General features: G+C 39.2%; 12 protein-coding genes and 1 pseudogene. 4 read left to right on the top strand and 9 right to left on the bottom strand.

Going from position 1 to position 17,174, the window contains the following annotated elements; all coding sequences use genetic code 11:
- Nucleotides 1-25 precede the first annotated feature (25 nt).
- The 4 genes from NE363_RS01605 (at nt 26) to bfr (ending at nt 3,747) form a co-directional block, all read left to right on the top strand.
- Nucleotides 26-2,131 (top strand): RelA/SpoT family protein, encoded by a 2,106-nt coding sequence (locus NE363_RS01605; RefSeq protein ID WP_445535709.1) that lies wholly within the window; start codon nt 26-28, stop codon nt 2,129-2,131.
- A 121-nt stretch (nt 2,132-2,252) separates the two neighbouring features.
- Complete coding sequence (locus NE363_RS01600) at nt 2,253-2,636, top strand: RidA family protein (protein ID WP_004705222.1); 384 nt, start codon at nt 2,253-2,255, stop codon at nt 2,634-2,636.
- Nucleotides 2,637-2,844: 208 nt separating this feature from the next.
- Nucleotides 2,845-3,039 carry a bacterioferritin-associated ferredoxin gene (locus NE363_RS01595; RefSeq protein ID WP_004705220.1) on the top strand — a complete coding sequence of 65 codons (195 nt, stop codon included), beginning with the start codon at nt 2,845-2,847 and terminating at the stop codon, nt 3,037-3,039.
- A 243-nt stretch (nt 3,040-3,282) separates the two neighbouring features.
- Nucleotides 3,283-3,747 carry a heteropolymeric bacterioferritin subunit Bfr gene (gene bfr / locus NE363_RS01590; protein ID WP_000678120.1) on the top strand — a complete coding sequence of 155 codons (465 nt, stop codon included), beginning with the start codon at nt 3,283-3,285 and terminating at the stop codon, nt 3,745-3,747.
- Between the two features lie 40 nt (nt 3,748-3,787).
- Here the strand turns inward: bfr and NE363_RS01585 are convergent, their stop codons facing one another.
- From NE363_RS01585 to NE363_RS01545, 9 genes and pseudogenes are all read right to left on the bottom strand, one after another.
- Nucleotides 3,788-5,416, bottom strand: coding sequence for a Wzy polymerase domain-containing protein (locus NE363_RS01585; protein WP_445535708.1), 1,629 nt, complete (start codon nt 5,414-5,416; stop codon nt 3,788-3,790).
- A gap of 188 nt (nt 5,417-5,604) precedes the next feature.
- Nucleotides 5,605-6,075: a pilin gene (locus tag NE363_RS01580; RefSeq protein ID WP_445535707.1), complete on the bottom strand. Its 471-nt coding sequence runs from the start codon at nt 6,073-6,075 to the stop codon at nt 5,605-5,607.
- Nucleotides 6,076-6,415: 340 nt separating this feature from the next.
- Complete coding sequence (locus tag NE363_RS01575; protein WP_445535706.1) at nt 6,416-6,976, bottom strand: TPM domain-containing protein; 561 nt, start codon at nt 6,974-6,976, stop codon at nt 6,416-6,418.
- The gene (locus NE363_RS01570) at nt 6,970-8,052 is read right to left on the bottom strand and encodes a TPM domain-containing protein (protein WP_445535705.1); all 1,083 of its coding nucleotides are present in this window, start codon (nt 8,050-8,052) and stop codon (nt 6,970-6,972) included. Before NE363_RS01570 ends, NE363_RS01575 begins: the two co-directional genes overlap by 7 nt.
- 21 nt (nt 8,053-8,073) lie before the next feature.
- Nucleotides 8,074-8,664 (bottom strand): LemA family protein, encoded by a 591-nt coding sequence (locus NE363_RS01565; RefSeq protein WP_002051712.1) that lies wholly within the window; start codon nt 8,662-8,664, stop codon nt 8,074-8,076.
- 130 nt (nt 8,665-8,794) lie between these two features.
- Complete coding sequence (locus NE363_RS01560) at nt 8,795-9,682, bottom strand: metal-dependent hydrolase (RefSeq protein ID WP_445535704.1); 888 nt, start codon at nt 9,680-9,682, stop codon at nt 8,795-8,797.
- Nucleotides 9,683-9,856: 174 nt separating this feature from the next.
- Complete coding sequence (locus NE363_RS01555) at nt 9,857-11,278, bottom strand: FAD-dependent oxidoreductase (RefSeq protein ID WP_019457868.1); 1,422 nt, start codon at nt 11,276-11,278, stop codon at nt 9,857-9,859.
- A 69-nt stretch (nt 11,279-11,347) separates the two neighbouring features.
- Nucleotides 11,348-15,823: a glutamate synthase large subunit gene (gene gltB / locus NE363_RS01550; protein WP_445536350.1), complete on the bottom strand. Its 4,476-nt coding sequence runs from the start codon at nt 15,821-15,823 to the stop codon at nt 11,348-11,350.
- 461 nt (nt 15,824-16,284) lie between these two features.
- A pseudogene (locus NE363_RS01545) lies at nt 16,285-17,159 on the bottom strand (hypothetical protein).
- Nucleotides 17,160-17,174 lie beyond the last annotated feature (15 nt).

Genomic DNA, 17,174 nt, shown 5'->3' with positions numbered 1-17,174 from the left:
TTAAGCAACAGAAAAAGGGTGGTCTATGCCAGGCGAAGAGGTCAGCCAAGCCAAGCAACAGCTCAAATTAATTATCGAACCTTACTTATCCGTAAGTGAAGTCGAGAAAGTGCTTGCTGCCTGTGATTTTGGAGATCTGGCACACACTGGTATTACACGTAAAAGTGGTGAACCCTATATTCTACATCCTATTGCTGTTAGCTGTATTTTAGCTAATATGCGATTGGACGCTGAAACTTTAATGGCAGCCCTTTTACATGATGTCATTGAAGATACTCAATATACCAAAGAAGATATTACTGAGCGATTTGGCCAAACTGTTGCAGAGCTAGTTGATGGCGTGACCAAGCTAAGCCAATCAAGTGATAAAGAATACAACAAAGCTGCGTCTTTCAGAAAAATTCTACAAGCAACACTACAAGATCCACGCGTCATTATTATTAAACTAGCCGATCGCTATCATAATATGACAACCTTAGGTGCTTTGCGTCCCGATAAACGTGCTCGTATCGCGCAAGAAACTTTTGATATTTTTGTACCTATGGCAAGATTAGTCGGCATGAATGAAATGGCTGATAATCTTGAAAATTTATGTTATCAAAATCTTGATTTAGATATGTTTGATAACGTCCAGAATGCATTACTCCAAACCAAACCCGAACGATGTAAATACCAAAGCATTTGGGAACAAAATCTAGCAGAGCTTCTGCATAACTACCATATTCAAGGCCGTATTAAAAAGAAAAATAATAATATTGAACTATTACGCCATTTCGTCAAAAGCGAGATGGATTTACAAGAGCTTACCCATAGCCATGCCTTTGAAATTGTTTTACAGTCAGTTGCCGACTGTGACCGTTTATTTGCAGCATTAAAAGAAAATTTTCAAGTTATCGAATACCAAGACCATATTCGACGCCCATTACCTGGCGGTAATCAGTCTTTATTAATCAAGCTTAAAGGCGAAAAAACCACACTATCACTCACCATTCAAACTGAACTCATGCGTAAAGCCGCACGTTTCGGTGTAGTACTCGGTGAAAATGCTCCACAAACTTGCCGGTCTGCCATTCAGGCATCAATGCAGAACTTAAATACACTCATTGACGGTGAATGTGCTAAAACAACTTTTAATGATTTATTAGATTACTTACATCAAGAAAAAATTTGGGTTTACACCCCACATGGGCAACTACACGAATTACCACAAGGCGCAACGGTAGTTGACTTTGCTTATTCAGCAAGCCTTTTCTTGGGTAATCATGCAGTAGGTGCAAAAGTTGATGGTGAAATTAAACCACTTTCAACCCCCCTGATCAGTGGACAGGTGATTGAAATCATTACTGATGTTTTAGCAACTCCAAATCCGGACTGGTTAAGCTTCATTAATACTCAAAAAGCCCGCCGTGCTTTACAACATGTACTCAAAGATCAAGATATTGAAGAACAACGTTTAGTGGGTGCACAGGCACTTTCACGAGCATTAAAACTCTTTAACCGTTCAATCAATGATCTTTCAGAAGCAGATTGGCTAGATCTTTTACAATGGCGTCATATTGATAATAAAGATGCATTATTCGAGCAAATCGCAGTTGGAGACTTACTTCCTCAACTCGTAGCCAATCATTTGTTTGCAAACGACAAACATCCACAAGTAGAAAATTCAGACCGATTAATTCAGGGTACTGAAGGCATCGATGTTAAATATGCTCACTGCTGCAATCCAGTTTTGGGCGATCTCATTCAAGGTCACTTAACACGCCGTGGATTAATTGTGCATCGTATTCGTTGTCATAATTTACTGCATGAACAGCATTTGCATCCAGAAAATATCATGCCGCTTCAATGGAAAGCAGATGATGTAGATGATGTACGCTTTACTGCCTACCTTGCAATTTATATGGCCATGAATGATGAGCAGGTATCAGACCTTATCTATCAATGCCGTAAAAATAATGCAGGGGTAGAAATGGTACATTCCAACGAGCAACGAACTTTCTTCAATATTGTGGTGAACAATCGTAAACATATTGCAAAGGTTATTCGTGATTTACGCATGCACTACGGATTCCCACGTATTGAACGCTTAGATGCCCCTGCTCCACAGGCTGAAATTTCCAAAGTTAGCTAAAATTTGTTCTGCTTTACTAAAATCTAACTTTCCAAAATCACTTAATTAATTAAATCGATGATACTTTTGTCAAAACGTATCATCGATTATGATGGAAAAAGATTTAATCAAGGAGAACCAAATGTCCCGTCAAGTCATTCATACTGAAAATGCCCCTGCTGCTATCGGCACATATTCTCAAGCCATTTTAGTGGGTAATACATTATATCTATCAGGGCAAATTGGTTTAGACCCATACAGTATGGAACTTGTAGAAGGCATTGAAGCTCAAATTCGCCGCGTATTTGACAACCTTAAAGCTGTATGTGAAGCTGCAGGTGGCTCACTTGCAGATATTGCAAAACTCAATATTTTTCTCACTGATTTATCTAACTTCCAACTTGTAAACCAAATCATGGGTGAATATTTTGCTCAGCCATATCCAGCTCGCGCTGCACTTGGAGTAGCAAGTTTACCCAAAGGTGCATTAGTTGAAATGGACGGCATTGTTATTATTAATCAATAAGATAACAATTTAATTCTTAAATATTTAGTGAAAAACGTAAATACCACCGTGCTTAAAAATCTAGACAACTCTCAGATTTCCGCTTAGGTGGTATTTTTTTATCCAAAATCCCAATAAAGATAAATGAGATTTTAAATGAATTTCATTGACAAACGATAATAATTATCAATAATATCAATTATCGCATTTATATTTGGGGATCACTCCCATGTACGTTTGCTTGTGTCGTGGCATTACAGATCAAGATATCAAAGACGCTATTGAAAATGGCGCTGAAAGCTATCGTGAAATTCGTGATTTGCTTGATCTTGGTACTTGCTGCGGACGCTGTGCACCAGAAGCACGTGCTATTATTAGTGATGAATTAGCTGAAATTGCTGCTCGTATTTCTGTAGCTGCATAATAAAAATTAGTATTTAACAGTAAATTATTGACTCCTCCACCGCTTTTTGCGGAACGTTCATTGTTCCTCATTCAAGCGGTTTTTTTGGAAGGAAATTCACCTTTACTAATATTGTGTTGTTTTTGATTGCGATTTTCATTTGCTGTTCTATAAATTACTCGCCATCTCCATGATTGTTCACTAAAATGAACTCATAGATTGCCTTAATTGGATTAAGGCAGAAATTGTTTTGGAGTAGCTACAATGAAAGGCAATCGTGATGTGATTAATCAGCTTAACCAAGTGCTGTATCATCATTTAACTGCAATTAACCAATACTTTTTACACTCTCGCATGTTTAATGACTGGGGGATTGAACAACTCGGTTCTGCTGAATATAAAGAATCAATTCGTCAAATGAAGCATGCTGACAAAATTATTGAGCGTATCTTATTTTTAGAAGGCCTTCCAAATCTTCAACATCTAGGCAAATTATATATTGGTCAACATACAGAAGAAGTTCTGCAATGTGATATTCGCAAAGTGAAAGAAAACATTGATGCCATTCAAAAAGCAGTCGCTTTAGCGGAAACAGAACAAGACTATGTGACACGTGATTTGGTACAAGAAATTCTAGAAAAAGAAGAAGAATATTGGGATTGGTTAGATACTCAAATTGACCTTATCGGTAGCGTTGGTATCGAAAATTATATCCAGAGCCAAATGTAATTTCCCATAAAAAAATCCCCTTGAGAACAAGGGGATTTTTTTATTTATCTTTTAGTAATTGCGGCAGTGTTATTTGCTGTCCATAAAGGTGCTGCAAAATAAATATTTGTTGCTCTGCTTGATCTACTTTTCCATTGTAAGCAAGTAACTGAGCATATTTACGTAAATTATAGGGAGTTGCTTTGTTCTTCACAAAATTTCCCCATTGAATTAATTCTGCTTCAGATAAAGTTACATTAGGATTAAGTGCAATCCACTTTAAACGTTGAGCAAATTGAGTTAAAACAAAAATTCGATCGCTTCCCATAAACTCAGCATTTGGCTGCTTGTTTTTAAATAGTAAGTTACTATTGATGACATATACGTTGTAATCACGCCAAATTGCGATTATAAGCACCAAGCTTATGCCCCATACTAAACGCAGAAGGTGTTTGCTTAGTACAACGCCTTTCAATATCGGAGACTGGGCTTGGATTAGCCCCAATAAAAAGCCACATGTCAGCAAGAAATAAGCATAACGCTGTGGAAATTCTAACATCGCATGAATAAGTACTGTACAGACCATCATAAACGCGATAATTGAGATCGTTTCTTTCGCTTGTTGATTTAACCAAAACAACCAACAAACAAACAAAGCAATCATTACTGCAGCAATTGGAATACCATTCCAGACGATTAAATCCAATAGCACATTATGAGCACTATTGAACCATACATGCACTGTCCCAAATCGGATACTATCAATGCCTGCTACGCTAGTCTGACTCCATCCATAACCAAACCAGGGATGTTGAGTGATAGCATGCAATATTTGCATCCATATTCCAACCCGCTCATGTCCAGAACCTGCTCTAGCAACTAATGTACTAGTTTCTGTTATTTGTGTATTTGTAGATAATTCAATAAATTGAGTTAGATAAGGTAAAATTAGACCTGCGATCATAAAAAAACTAAAACACCACAAAATGCCCTGAATTGCTCCAAAACGTTTTTGTTTTTTATACTTTTTAATCACCCAATAAATAAGTAAAAATGGAACAACAATCCAAGAGGTTCTTGATTGACTCAAGGCAACTGCAAATAAAATAATCAGTGCTGATGGAAAAAGTAGCCAAACTGATGCTTTATTATTTTCATATAAAAATAAACAACCTATTAACCCCATGAGAAGAAATGTTGCCATATTGTTAGGTTGGCCAAAATTTCCGTATGGACGGTTACCTATTAAATGCAGCATATGTGCAAAATGTGTATCAACGTTTAACCACTGACAAATTGCAATAACGCTCGTTGCAACTGAAACAATAACAGTAAGTAAACTAAAACCTATAAAAATCTCATCTCTTTTTTGTGGCTCTAATGATAGGTTATAACCCGCTACAACCATAAACCAGAAGCCTAAAAAATAAAGTGAACTTAACAAAGCTGTACTAAAATCAAAAACTAATCCCAAAGCCCACTGCACCACTGGAATTAAAGCAAATGGTAAAAGCAATAATTGTGCACGCGGAATTTTAATATTTTGATAAAAAAGCGCAGCTAAGACACTTAGACCTGCTGCAAAGGTACTCATTTCGCTAGAAAACATCACCCAAGGGTTATAGTGAAATGGTGATAACCACGCAAAACCCAGCAGAATTGCTGCGAGGAACAGAAAGAATACTTGCATAAAGACAGGTTATAAGCCAAAAACTTGAAAAGGATTATACATGGAAATAGAGAAGGATAATTTTAACAAGAAATAAAGGAGATTAAGCTAATTTTAAACGCAATTTAGGTAGATAAACTTCGTATGCAAATTTAAGGAATAAAAAAGCACCTTAGTTAAGGCGCTTTTTATTTTTAATTAAATATAAATTAACGCTTAGTACCTTTCACATAAGTACCTAGAGTATCATTTGAAGTAGCTGTACAATCAATATTACCACCCGTATTCATTTGACAAACTCCCTCATATACCAAACTTTTAACTTCACTAACACCAGTGAAGCTAATAGTAACTGTACCATCACCTGCTGCTGGTGCACTTGGTGCAGCACCCGCTAAAGTAACAGGAGCTGTAGCATAATTTGGAGTTGGCAACACAGAACCAGAGAAACCATACGCTTTAACTTGTGCTAATGTAGAACACTTAGTACCATCACCAGCTTGGTCACTTAAGCAATTTTTAACAGCCTGTTTAATTCCTTCTACATCAGCAATATTAGATGCCCATTTTGACTTGACCGTATAGTCCTGATAAGCAGGAATAGCAACTGCAGCTAAAATACCAATAATCGCAACCACGATCATGAGTTCAATTAATGTAAAACCTTTTTGTGCATTCATAGCCTTTTCCCCAAAGATTGTATATATGTTTTTATATAAGCTTTTTAAGCTACCAGCTATATAGCATTAACCATGCCAACTTTTATTTTCATTTAAAAACAGCAAGTTAAGATTTATAAAAATTAATTTTAGTCATGTATTAAGCACATAACTGACAAAAATTGTCACTAAAACTTTCTAAGGATTGAATCACCAATAAAAACCACTTCATAACTTACTTCTTTTTTTTACTATTTAATGCGACAAAAATCTCTTTAAAAGCAGATAAATATATGACAATTTTTGTCAGCCACTATATTTGGAATAATTTTTAAAAAAGCTAATTTTTTAGGCAGATAAGCTAATTAATAATAATCGGTGCATTTCCCAATTCATCATTTTGATCTGGCATATTCTCATCGTAAAAGCGAGACATCACATCGCCAATTTGCTGAACCCCAATTACTACAGCTTGTAGATACTGTTTTTGTTTGAGCTGTTGAACAATAGACTCACAAATCTTTGGCCACACTTGATCAGTCGTCGCGTTTCTAATACCGCGGTCAAATATGATTTCTACTGTTCGCTCACATAAATTTAAATAGAGCAGCACACCGCTATTAAGCTCAGTATCCCAAACCCCAAGTTCTGCAAATAGTTGTTGTGCCCTTAAGCGCGTATTTTGTCTATACGCTTGTGAACAAGGAATATGTCCTTCTATAACGACCTGTATTTCACCAACATGACCAAGTTCAGCTTGTTGAACAGCTTCAGCAATAGCCTGTTTATCTTTTTTACTAAAATAACGACTACTAGCAGGGAAATAACAAAGATGCTTAAACCAACGTTTTAAACTTGGCTCTACAGATTCCTCAATTTTGGGTTGAGTAATAATTTGTGTTGTTTCTGATTTTGTTACCATGACCCTGAAGCACCTCCACCGCCAAAACGACCGCCGCCGCCGCCATAACCGCCACCTCCACCACCAAAGCCGCCACCTCCGCGACCACCACCAGAACCACTTAAAATAGCCTGTAAAATAAGTTGGGCTATTGAGGTAATGAGTAAAAAGAAGATACCAAATCCAAGTAATAAACTAGTGACCACGCCTGCACCGTTAACAAAACCTGCTACCGCGGCAGCAACACCTGCTGTAGAAGCACTAAGAGGTCGACCAACAATAAATGAACCTACAATTCCGGCAATAAGAATAAACAATGCCATCGTCAGCGTTGTTTGTTTGGCTTGTTGTTCTTCGGCAGCCTGATGTTGGCGCTCTTTTAAATCTTGGGCAGCTTGCTGAGCAACTTCCGGATCTAGATTTAAAACTCTTGTAATTTCATCGACACCAGCATTTAAGCCTTGTGCATATTGGGCTTGTTTAAAGTAAGGTGTAATTTGATTTCGAATAATTCGGCTTGCAACGATATCTGGCAATACGCCTTCCAAACCATATCCAGTTAGAATTTGTATTCTATGATCATTAATTGCAACTGCGATAAGCAATCCATTATCACGTTTACTTGAACCAAGTTGCCATTTCTCACCGACACGCAAAGCATAATCAAAAATATCTTCTTGGCCCGTAGTCGGTACAATCACAATACCTATTTGTGCCTTACCTTGCTGATATAAATTTAAAATTTTCTGATTAAGTTGCTCCTTTTCAGCTTCACTTAAAATATTGGCTTGATCAATGACAGGCTGATTTAATGTAGGTAAACCACGAATTGATTCACCATCAGCCATGTCATTCGCAACCTGAGCTTGAGGCGCGGCACTTGAAGCAGCCTGCTCATTTACTTTAGGCTTCGATGCTTGAGCTTGCTGCTGCTGAATAATTTTACCAGCCATCACCGTGTCAGTTTCATCTGTAGCGGTGGCAATATTATTCTCACTCCAAGCCGCACTCTGAAACAGTACACCGCAGCAGAGCACGATTAAGGTAATAACAAACACCTTAATTTGCTTAAACTGAAGTAATATCGTATTTCTCATACGGCTCATTCCTATTTTGAATTAATCAAAAGAAACTTTTGGAGCCTGTTGAGCCGATGCTTCTGCAGAAAAATTAGCTTTCGGATGCATACCAATCACTTTTGCTGTTACGGCTTGCGGGAACTGACGGACATAAGAGTTATAGTCCTGAACAGTTGTAATATAACGATTACGTGCCACAGCAATTCGGTTTTCTGTACCCTCAAGCTGAACCTGTAATTCTTGGAATTGAGTGTTGGCTTTTAAATCTGGGTAATTTTCTGAAACAGCAATAAGTCGAGATAGTGCACCTGTTAACTGGCTTTGTGCTTGTTGATATTTTTCCAGTAATGCTGGGTCTTCTAATACTTCTTTATCAACTTTCAAACCTGCAACATTTGCACGTGCTTGAGTGACTTCTGTTAATACTTGCTCTTCATGTTTAGCATAGCCTTTAACTACATTTACAAGGTTTGGTACCAAATCTGATCGACGTTGATATTGGTTTTGTACTTCAGACCACGCCGCTGTTACAGCCTCATCTTTGACCTGTAAAGTATTATAGCCACAGCCGGAAAATAGTAAGGTGCTTGCAAGTGTTGTCGCGATTACCAGTTGTTTAAACGTTTTCATCGTCACTTCATCCTCAAGTTTTTCTTTATATTTTTAACCTCTTGTCTCGATTGTATGATGAATTTGGCATTATTGTGTTGCTTTTATTTTATAAATTTAAAAAACCGGATCTTTAAATCCGGTTTTTATTTTAGCTTGGTCGTTGCATTGTTTCTTCTTGGAAACTTGTCATTTGATATTCACCAGCCAAATAGGTTTTCCAGTAATCGACCATATGGCCATAATCTGTTTGACTCGGATGAAAGTCCTTTTTGTAATAAGCAAAATATTCAGGTGTAAGTTGTATAAGCATTTTAACAAGCAAATATACGCCAAAAATATTTCCACCTATTTTAGGCAAGCTTTTCCATTTATCTTGCCAAAATAAACGAGTTGTCCCATAGAAAGCGAGACTTGCAAATCCTGTAGTGACACTACGCATTAATAATCGACGAATACGGTCATCACCATAGACATGTTGATAGACATCAAATGCAACTGAACGATGTTCAATTTCCTCAATAGCATGCCAAACCCAAAGCTTCAGCGCATCTTGATCTAAAGTTTTTAGTAGTTCGGGATGCTGTAAAATATATCCACCAAGCAAAGCCGTAAAATGCTCAAATGCACATGTCAGTGCCAGCTGTAGCTTAGGTGGAATTGTTCTTAAATATTTATCACGTTCATTTAGCCACGCTTGAAAACGGTCCAAATTATAGTCTTCACGGCGCCAAGCCTCATTAAATTCACCATGTGCTTTCGAGTGCATCGCTTCTTGCCCAATAAAAGCTGCAATTTGTGCCTGAAGTTGAGGGTCTGAAACTTTGTCACGCACATTACGCACACTATTTACAAAAAACTGCTCTCCTACTGGAAATGTTGACGAGAGTGCAGTTAAAAAATGAGACATTAAAGGCGAGTTCGCAAAATAATAGCGTTTGATTGCTTGAGGATTAAACTCAAGGCAACGTACTGTAATACCCAACGCTTTTCGACGATTTAAATATGATTTTTCTGACGTCATACCTGCGATGTTCATACTCAACACCTATTGTATTGAAGAAGGAAGCTTTGAGTATGTCTTGGGATTTAAGCACTAAAAAGAGCAAAAAAGCTTATTGTATTTGCCAAAAATATCAAACTGACTAATGGTAGACAATAAAAAAAGCCTACTTAAAGTAGGCTTTTTTGAGTGATTTAACAAATTAATTTATTAAACGCCAAGGTAATCTAAGATACCTTCAGCAGCTTGACGACCTTCCCAAATCGCAGTTACGACTAGGTCTGAGCCACGTACCATATCACCACCAGCAAAGATTTTCGGGTTTGATGTCTGGAATTTGAATTCTTGCTTTTCAGCTGCAACAACACGGCCTGAACCATCAAGATTGATATTCACATTACCAAACCAGTCTGCTGGGCTTGGACGGAAACCAAACGCTAGTAAAACTGCATCAGCTGGTAAAACTTCTTCAGAACCCGGAATTGGTTCAGGGCTACGGCGGCCACGACTATCAGGTTCACCCATTTGCGTAGTTACTACTTTTACGCCTGTTACTTTGCCATTTTCACCAACAATCTCGATTGGTTGACGATTGAATAGGAATTTCACCCCCTCTTCGTAGGCATTTTTCACTTCACGTGCAGAACCCGGCATGTTGCTTTCATCACGGCGGTATGCACAAGTTACATCGTGAGCACCTTGACGCAATGAAGTACGATTACAGTCCATAGCGGTATCACCACCGCCTAGAACAATAACTTTTTTACCGTCTAAGCTAATGTATTCACTTGGATCTTTTTCCCAACCTTGGCAACGATTTACGTTCGAGATCAAGAAATCAAGCGCGTCATAAACCCCATCGAGGTCTTCACCAGGGAAGCCCCCCTTCATGTAGGTATAAGTTCCCATACCCATGAATACTGCATCATATTCTGCAAGTAATTCATCAATAGTGACATCTTTACCAATTTCAGTATTTAAACGGAATTCAATGCCCATACCTGTGAAAATTTCACGGCGGCGTTTCATGACATCTTTTTCCATTTTGAATTCTGGAATACCAAATGTCAGCAAGCCACCAATTTCAGGACGTTTATCAAATACAACTGGCTTAACACCACCACGAGCTAAAATATCTGCGCAGCCTAGACCTGCTGGGCCTGCACCAATAATTGCAACTTTTTTACCCGTCCATTTCACATGTGACATGTCCGGGCGCCAGCCCAAAGCAAAAGCTGTGTCATTGATGTATTTTTCAGCATTACCAATCGTTACTGCACCAAAACCATCATTTAAGGTACAAGCACCTTCACACAAACGGTCTTGTGGACAGACACGACCACATACCTCTGGTAAGGTATTTGTTTGGTGACAAAGCTCAGCAGCTTGGAAAATTTGACCTTCAGCAATCAGTTTTAACCAGTTCGGAATGTAGTTATGTACTGGGCACTTCCATTCGCAATAAGGATTACCACAACCTAAACAACGGTGAGTCTGATTAGTGACTGTTTCCGAAGTAAAAGGCTTATAAATTTCCACAAATTCTGCTTTGCGGACAGTAATATCTTTTTTCTCTGGATCTTGACGTGGTACATCCAGAAATTGAAAGTCATTATTTAGGCGTTCTGCCATGTCTCTCTCCGTGGGTAGGCGCGGATTTCACTGTTGCCCGCACCTGCCTATGTCTTTGCAGTCGTGGAATTATTGTGGGTCAGCTTGTGTAGTTTTCAAAAGCGATTGCAAGTTAGCAGCTTTTGGTTTTACAAGCCAGAATTTACGGCTGTAGAAGTCGAACTCATTGCGGATTTTATAAGCCCAAGCACTACCTGTTTCTTTGATATGCTCATCGATAATACGCAGTAAGAACTCTTTATGATCTTCCATAGATTCTGTTGAAATACGATTTAAATCAATCAACTCATGGTTGTAGTAATCTACGAAGTCATTATCAAGGTCAAGTACATAAGCAAAACCACCAGTCATGCCCGCACCGAAGTTATGACCTACTTTACCAAGTACAGTCACAACACCACCTGTCATATATTCACAGCAGTGATCACCCGCACCTTCGATTACAGCAAATGCGCCAGAGTTACGAACCGCAAAACGCTCACCCGCTGTACCTGCTGCAAAAAGCTTACCGCCAGTTGCACCGTACAAACAGGTATTACCAATAATTGCTGTGTTTTGTGTTTGGAAAGGTGAACCTTGTGGTGGGAAAATCGAAATACGACCACCCGCCATACCTTTACCTACATAGTCGTTTGCATCACCCTCAAGACGGATGTGTAAACCACCAGCGTTCCATACACCAAGTGACTGGCCAGCTGTACCAGTTAAGTTCATTACAACTGGATGTGCTTCCATACCCAAGTTGCCGTAGCGACGAGCAATTTCACCCGATACACGAGCACCGATTGAACGGTCACAGTTCACAACATTAAAGTTGAACTGACCACCCGCACTTGACTCAATTGCAGGAAGCATTTCTGCAACCATTTTCTCAGCCAATACACCTTTATCGAATGGTGCATTACCTTGTACTTCACAGTACTGCGCTTTACCTTCAGCAGAAGGATGTGAAGTTAACAGTGCACTTAAATCAAGATGCGCATGTTTTTCAGTTTCACCCGGCAATACTTCAAGCAAGTCCACACGACCAATCAAGTCTTTTAATGAAGACACACCTAATGCTGCCAACCATTCACGAGTTTCTTCCGCAATGAAGTGGAAGAAATTGATGAGCATTTCTGGCTCGCCAATATAGTGCTCTTGACGTAAATGATCTTGTTGAGTCGCAACACCAGTTGCACAGTTATTTAAGTGACAAATACGGAGGTATTTACAACCTAAAGCGATCATTGGTGTTGAACCAAAGCCAAAGCTTTCAGCACCTAAAATTGCTGCCTTGATCACATCAAGACCAGTTTTTAAACCACCATCAGTTTGTACACGCACTTTTCCACGCAAGTCATTTACACGCAGTGCTTGATGCGCCTCACTCAAACCTAATTCCCATGGAGAACCCGCATGGTGAATTGATGAAAGTGGAGATGCAGCCGTACCGCCGTCATAACCTGAAATGGTAATGAAGTCCGCATAAGCTTTTGCAACACCCGCAGCAATTGTTCCTACACCCGGCTCAGATACCAACTTCACAGATACCATGGCTTTCGGGTTAACTTGTTTCAAGTCAAAAATTAACTGAGACAAATCTTCAATTGAGTAAATGTCGTGGTGTGGTGGAGGCGAAATCAGTGTCACACCCGGTACTGAGTAACGTAAACGTGCGATTAAACCATTTACTTTACCACCTGGTAACTGACCACCTTCACCTGGTTTTGCACCCTGAGCAACTTTAATTTGCAATACTTCAGCAGAAGTTAAATATGCAGGTGTTACACCGAAACGACCAGATGCGATTTGTTTGATTTTCGAGTTACGGATTGTGCCGTAACGAACAGGATCTTCACCGCCTTCACCAGAGTTTGAACGACCACCGATCGTGTTCATTGCGATTGCGATTGCTTCGTGTGCTTCTGGAGAAAGCGCACCTAAAGACATCCCAGCCGAGTCAAAACGAGGCAAGATATCTTCAACTGATTCAACTTGCTCAACTGGAATTGAATTGGTTGTTTTTAACTTAAATAAGTCACGAATAGTCGCTACTGGACGATTATTCACCAACTCAGCATATTCTTTAAAGTCTTCGTATTTACCAGAGCGAACCGCTTTGTGTAATGAGTTAATCACATCTGGATTAAACGCGTGGTATTCTTTATCAAATACGAATTTAAGCAAACCACCCTGATCAATTGGTTTACGGCTTGACCATGCTGTTGCTGCTAATTTTTTCTGGTCTTTTTCGAGGTCAGCAAATGTTGCACCTTGAATACGACTTGGAACACCTAAGAAACACTGATCTACCACTTCAGATGATAAACCTACTGCTTCAAAGAGCTGACCACCACGATAAGAAGCAACGGTAGAGATACCCATTTTTGAAAGAACTTTTAGCAAGCCTTTCTCAATACCTTTACGGAAGTTTGCTTGCGCATGGATTGGGTCACCTAAAAGCTCACCTTTAGCAATCAAATCATTGATCACGTCGTACGCAAGATATGGATAAACAGCGGTTGCACCAAAACCAAGTAATACCGCAAATTGATGCGGATCACGTGCAAAACCAGTTTCAACCATGATGTTTGCATCAGTGCGCAGACCAGTTTTGATGAGGTAATGATGTACCGCACCTGTTGCAAGTGCTGCGTTTGCTGGTAATAAACCTTGGCTGATCTTTTTATCTGTTAAGACAATTAAAGTTTTGCCATCACGAACTGCTTGCGCCGCTTCTTCACAGATACGTGTAATCGCAGCTTGCAAACCTTCTTCTTCGGCATAGTTTAAATTAATATCAACTGCTTCGTAACCCGGACGCTCAATGCTACGGATTTGCTGCATTTTTGAATTTGACAATACTGGACTAGAGATGATGATACGATCAGCATGCTCAGGGCCTTGCTCAAATACATTCTGCTCACGACCTAAACAGGTCTCTAACGACATTACAATTGACTCACGTAGCGGGTCAATTGGTGGGTTTGTTACTTGTGCAAACTGTTGACGGAAATAATCTGTCACGTGGCGTACTTGACGAGACAATACAGCCATAGGTGTATCATCACCCATAGAACCAACAGCTTCCTGTCCACTTTCAGCGATTGGGCGTAATAACTGGTCACGCTCTTCAAATGTCACCATAAACATTTTTTGAGCTACTTTTAATGCCTCACCAGTTAAACCTTTATCAATAAGTTGTTCTTCAAGTTCTGGATCTGCTTTTAAACGAATTGCATGATCACGTAGCCATTCGCGGTACGGACGCATGTTTTTCAAATGTGTACTCACATCTTTAGTATCGAGTACTTTACCTGTTAGGGTATCAACTACCAAAATTTGACCCGGGCCTACACGGCCTTTAGAAACTACATCTTCAGGTTCATAGCCCCAAACACCGATTTCAGATGCTAAGGTGATGTAATCATTTTTGGTAATTACCCAACGTGCAGGACGTAAACCATTACGATCAAGCATACAAATCGCATGACGACCATCTTGAATAACAAGACCGGCAGGACCATCCCAAGCTTCCATATGCTTAGAGTTGAACTCATAGAATGCACGTAAGTCTGCATCTAAAGTTTCAACGTTTTGCCAAGCTGGTGGAACGAGCATACGTAATGCACGGAATAAATCCATACCGCCACCCACCAAGATCTCAAGCATGTTATCTAGGCTTGAAGAATCTGAACCTGTGCGGTTTACAATCGGATTAAGCTCAGTAAGACCTGGTAATAATGGGTTTTCAAATTTAGGCGTACGTGCCAATGCCCAGTTACGGTTTGCTGTAATGGTATTGATTTCACCATTATGTGCAAGGTAACGGAATGGCTGAGCCAAAGGCCAACGCGGTAATGTATTTGTAGAGAAACGTTGGTGGAATACTACGATATGCGATTTTAAGCGCTCATCTGCCAGGTCTGTATAGAACTCAGCAATTGCCGCAGGCATCATCAAGCCTTTATAGCTAATGACTGTTGAACAAAGTGTAGTCACATAAAATAGCGGATCTTTTTGGAGTTGTTGTTCCGCACGGCGACGCGCCAAGAATAACTTACGGTTAAATTCAACCTCAGTTACACCCATTGGACAGTTCACAATGACTTGTTCAAAAGCTGGTAAAGATTGAAGCGCAATTTCACCTAATGCATCGTTGTTTGTAGGAACGATACGCCAAGCAAGAACACGTAAACCTTCTGACTCGATTTCTTTCGTTAAAATATTTTTAGAGTGCTGTGCTAATGCTGGATCAATATTTAAAAATACCGTACCCACAGCAAAAATTTCACTGAGTGTAATATCACTTAGTTTTTTTGCTTCATCACGGAAAAATTGCTTTGGCATCGCCAATAATAAGCCGCAACCATCTCCCGTCTTGCCATCTGCGGCAATACCACCACGGTGCGTCATGCAACTTAAACTGTGAATCGCGGTTTCTACTAGATGATGACTTGATTCACCCTTCATATGGGCAATCAGTCCAAAACCACAGTTATCCTTAAACTCATCAGGCTGATATAAACCTTGAGCGGGAGCTACAGTATTAGGCGATGGCATGTGCATAGCGTACCCTTCTTTCAATAAGGCTCTTTCGAGCGTCAAACAAACAACTTCTTTTTGCGATAGTGCCTACCGATGATAGTTAGCTCAATGTTTCGCAAATAAAAAATTTTGGGCTGATAAGCCAATATACGCTGTTCCATTTTTACGTACACTGGTTTTTGCTAGAAAAATGTTTTGACTTATTTCGCACTCTTTTAAAGCAGCTCGACCCCACGACTCTGCATAGAATTCACTTCTTAGAGGGCTAAAATAGTTTGCAGCACATTAATAAGCACAACAATAAAGCAAAAAGTGTGCCATATAATAAAAATTAATCTAAGTACTTATATTCAATATAAATATATCTATTTTATTCGCGTTATCACACCAAAAAATGACTAAATATGCACCAGATATGGTCAAAAAATATTATTGGATTTTATTTTGCACTAATATTGTGCATGTTATTGAACAAATTATCTCCTTTTACTGCCCTTATTTGAGGCATTTTTTATTGAATATCATTTGAACGTGTTTGAGCTGGCTTATTCGGTTGATCAATATTTGAATTCGATTGTTGTACATCCACTACATTTCCTTGAGCATCACGGCGAACAATAGTGGTCTTAGTAGCTGAATTGGTTGCAGGAGCTTTCGGCTGAACATTGACTGCGGCATTAGTTGATCCCGCCATCAATAATGATTCATCAATTGTAGGTAGAGCGGCTGGACGCAGACGAACCTCATAAAGCTGATTATTTCCACCTTTCATCTCATCTGCACCCAAATCATTGACCAAAGGAGCATAACTTGAGAACTGTTGTGGCTGAGGCTTAATAGACTCAGGCAATTGTAGGTTAATCTGTGTTAACTGCTGAATTGCATCGTCTGAGCGTTTAAAGATCCCATAAACCAAAACATACTGCTCCGCTTGCTGTTCACCACTTAAGCGAAAATAAATAAATTTATTACGATCACTACGATTTTTTAAAAAGTTTTTAATAATGTCTTCATCAGATGCTCTAAATATCTCAAGCGTCCATTGTTTTTTATTTTCGTTAATAAATTTCGTACCACGAAACTCTGGTTCATGCTCACCAGATGCAACTGTACGAGTTGTTAGATCAAGTGGACGAACTTCATCAGCTAAAGCACCCAAGTTAGGTGTCGTAGCAACTTTCTCTGGTTGAATTTGAACAGGCGCATCAGAATCAGCTGACTTTTCAACTTCAACCAACTTCTTGCTATCGGTAATTACCCAGAAAATAAAAGCCAGCAACAAGCAGGCAATACCACCAACCAACCAGATATATTGTTGAACATTCTGCCAAAATGTACGTGATACAGTCATGCTTTACCTTATCTA

This window comes from Acinetobacter sp. G18, assembly GCF_052660225.1.
This window is presented reverse-complemented; position numbering and strand designations above follow the sequence as displayed.

What these genes read in the sequence shown, in the direction of transcription:
- NE363_RS01605 (WP_445535709.1), top strand. Translation starts at nt 26, where the DNA reads ATGCCAGGCGAAGAGGTCAGCCAAGCCAAGCAACAGCTCAAATTAATT.
- NE363_RS01600 (WP_004705222.1), top strand. Translation starts at nt 2,253, where the DNA reads ATGTCCCGTCAAGTCATTCATACTGAAAATGCCCCTGCTGCTATCGGC.
- NE363_RS01595 (WP_004705220.1), top strand. Translation starts at nt 2,845, where the DNA reads ATGTACGTTTGCTTGTGTCGTGGCATTACAGATCAAGATATCAAAGAC.
- bfr (WP_000678120.1), top strand. Translation starts at nt 3,283, where the DNA reads ATGAAAGGCAATCGTGATGTGATTAATCAGCTTAACCAAGTGCTGTAT.
- NE363_RS01585 (WP_445535708.1), bottom strand. Translation starts at nt 5,416, where the DNA reads ATGCAAGTATTCTTTCTGTTCCTCGCAGCAATTCTGCTGGGTTTTGCG.
- NE363_RS01580 (WP_445535707.1), bottom strand. Translation starts at nt 6,075, where the DNA reads ATGAATGCACAAAAAGGTTTTACATTAATTGAACTCATGATCGTGGTT.
- NE363_RS01575 (WP_445535706.1), bottom strand. Translation starts at nt 6,976, where the DNA reads ATGGTAACAAAATCAGAAACAACACAAATTATTACTCAACCCAAAATT.
- NE363_RS01570 (WP_445535705.1), bottom strand. Translation starts at nt 8,052, where the DNA reads ATGAGAAATACGATATTACTTCAGTTTAAGCAAATTAAGGTGTTTGTT.
- NE363_RS01565 (WP_002051712.1), bottom strand. Translation starts at nt 8,664, where the DNA reads ATGAAAACGTTTAAACAACTGGTAATCGCGACAACACTTGCAAGCACC.
- NE363_RS01560 (WP_445535704.1), bottom strand. Translation starts at nt 9,682, where the DNA reads ATGAACATCGCAGGTATGACGTCAGAAAAATCATATTTAAATCGTCGA.
- NE363_RS01555 (WP_019457868.1), bottom strand. Translation starts at nt 11,278, where the DNA reads ATGGCAGAACGCCTAAATAATGACTTTCAATTTCTGGATGTACCACGT.
- gltB (WP_445536350.1), bottom strand. Translation starts at nt 15,823, where the DNA reads ATGCCATCGCCTAATACTGTAGCTCCCGCTCAAGGTTTATATCAGCCT.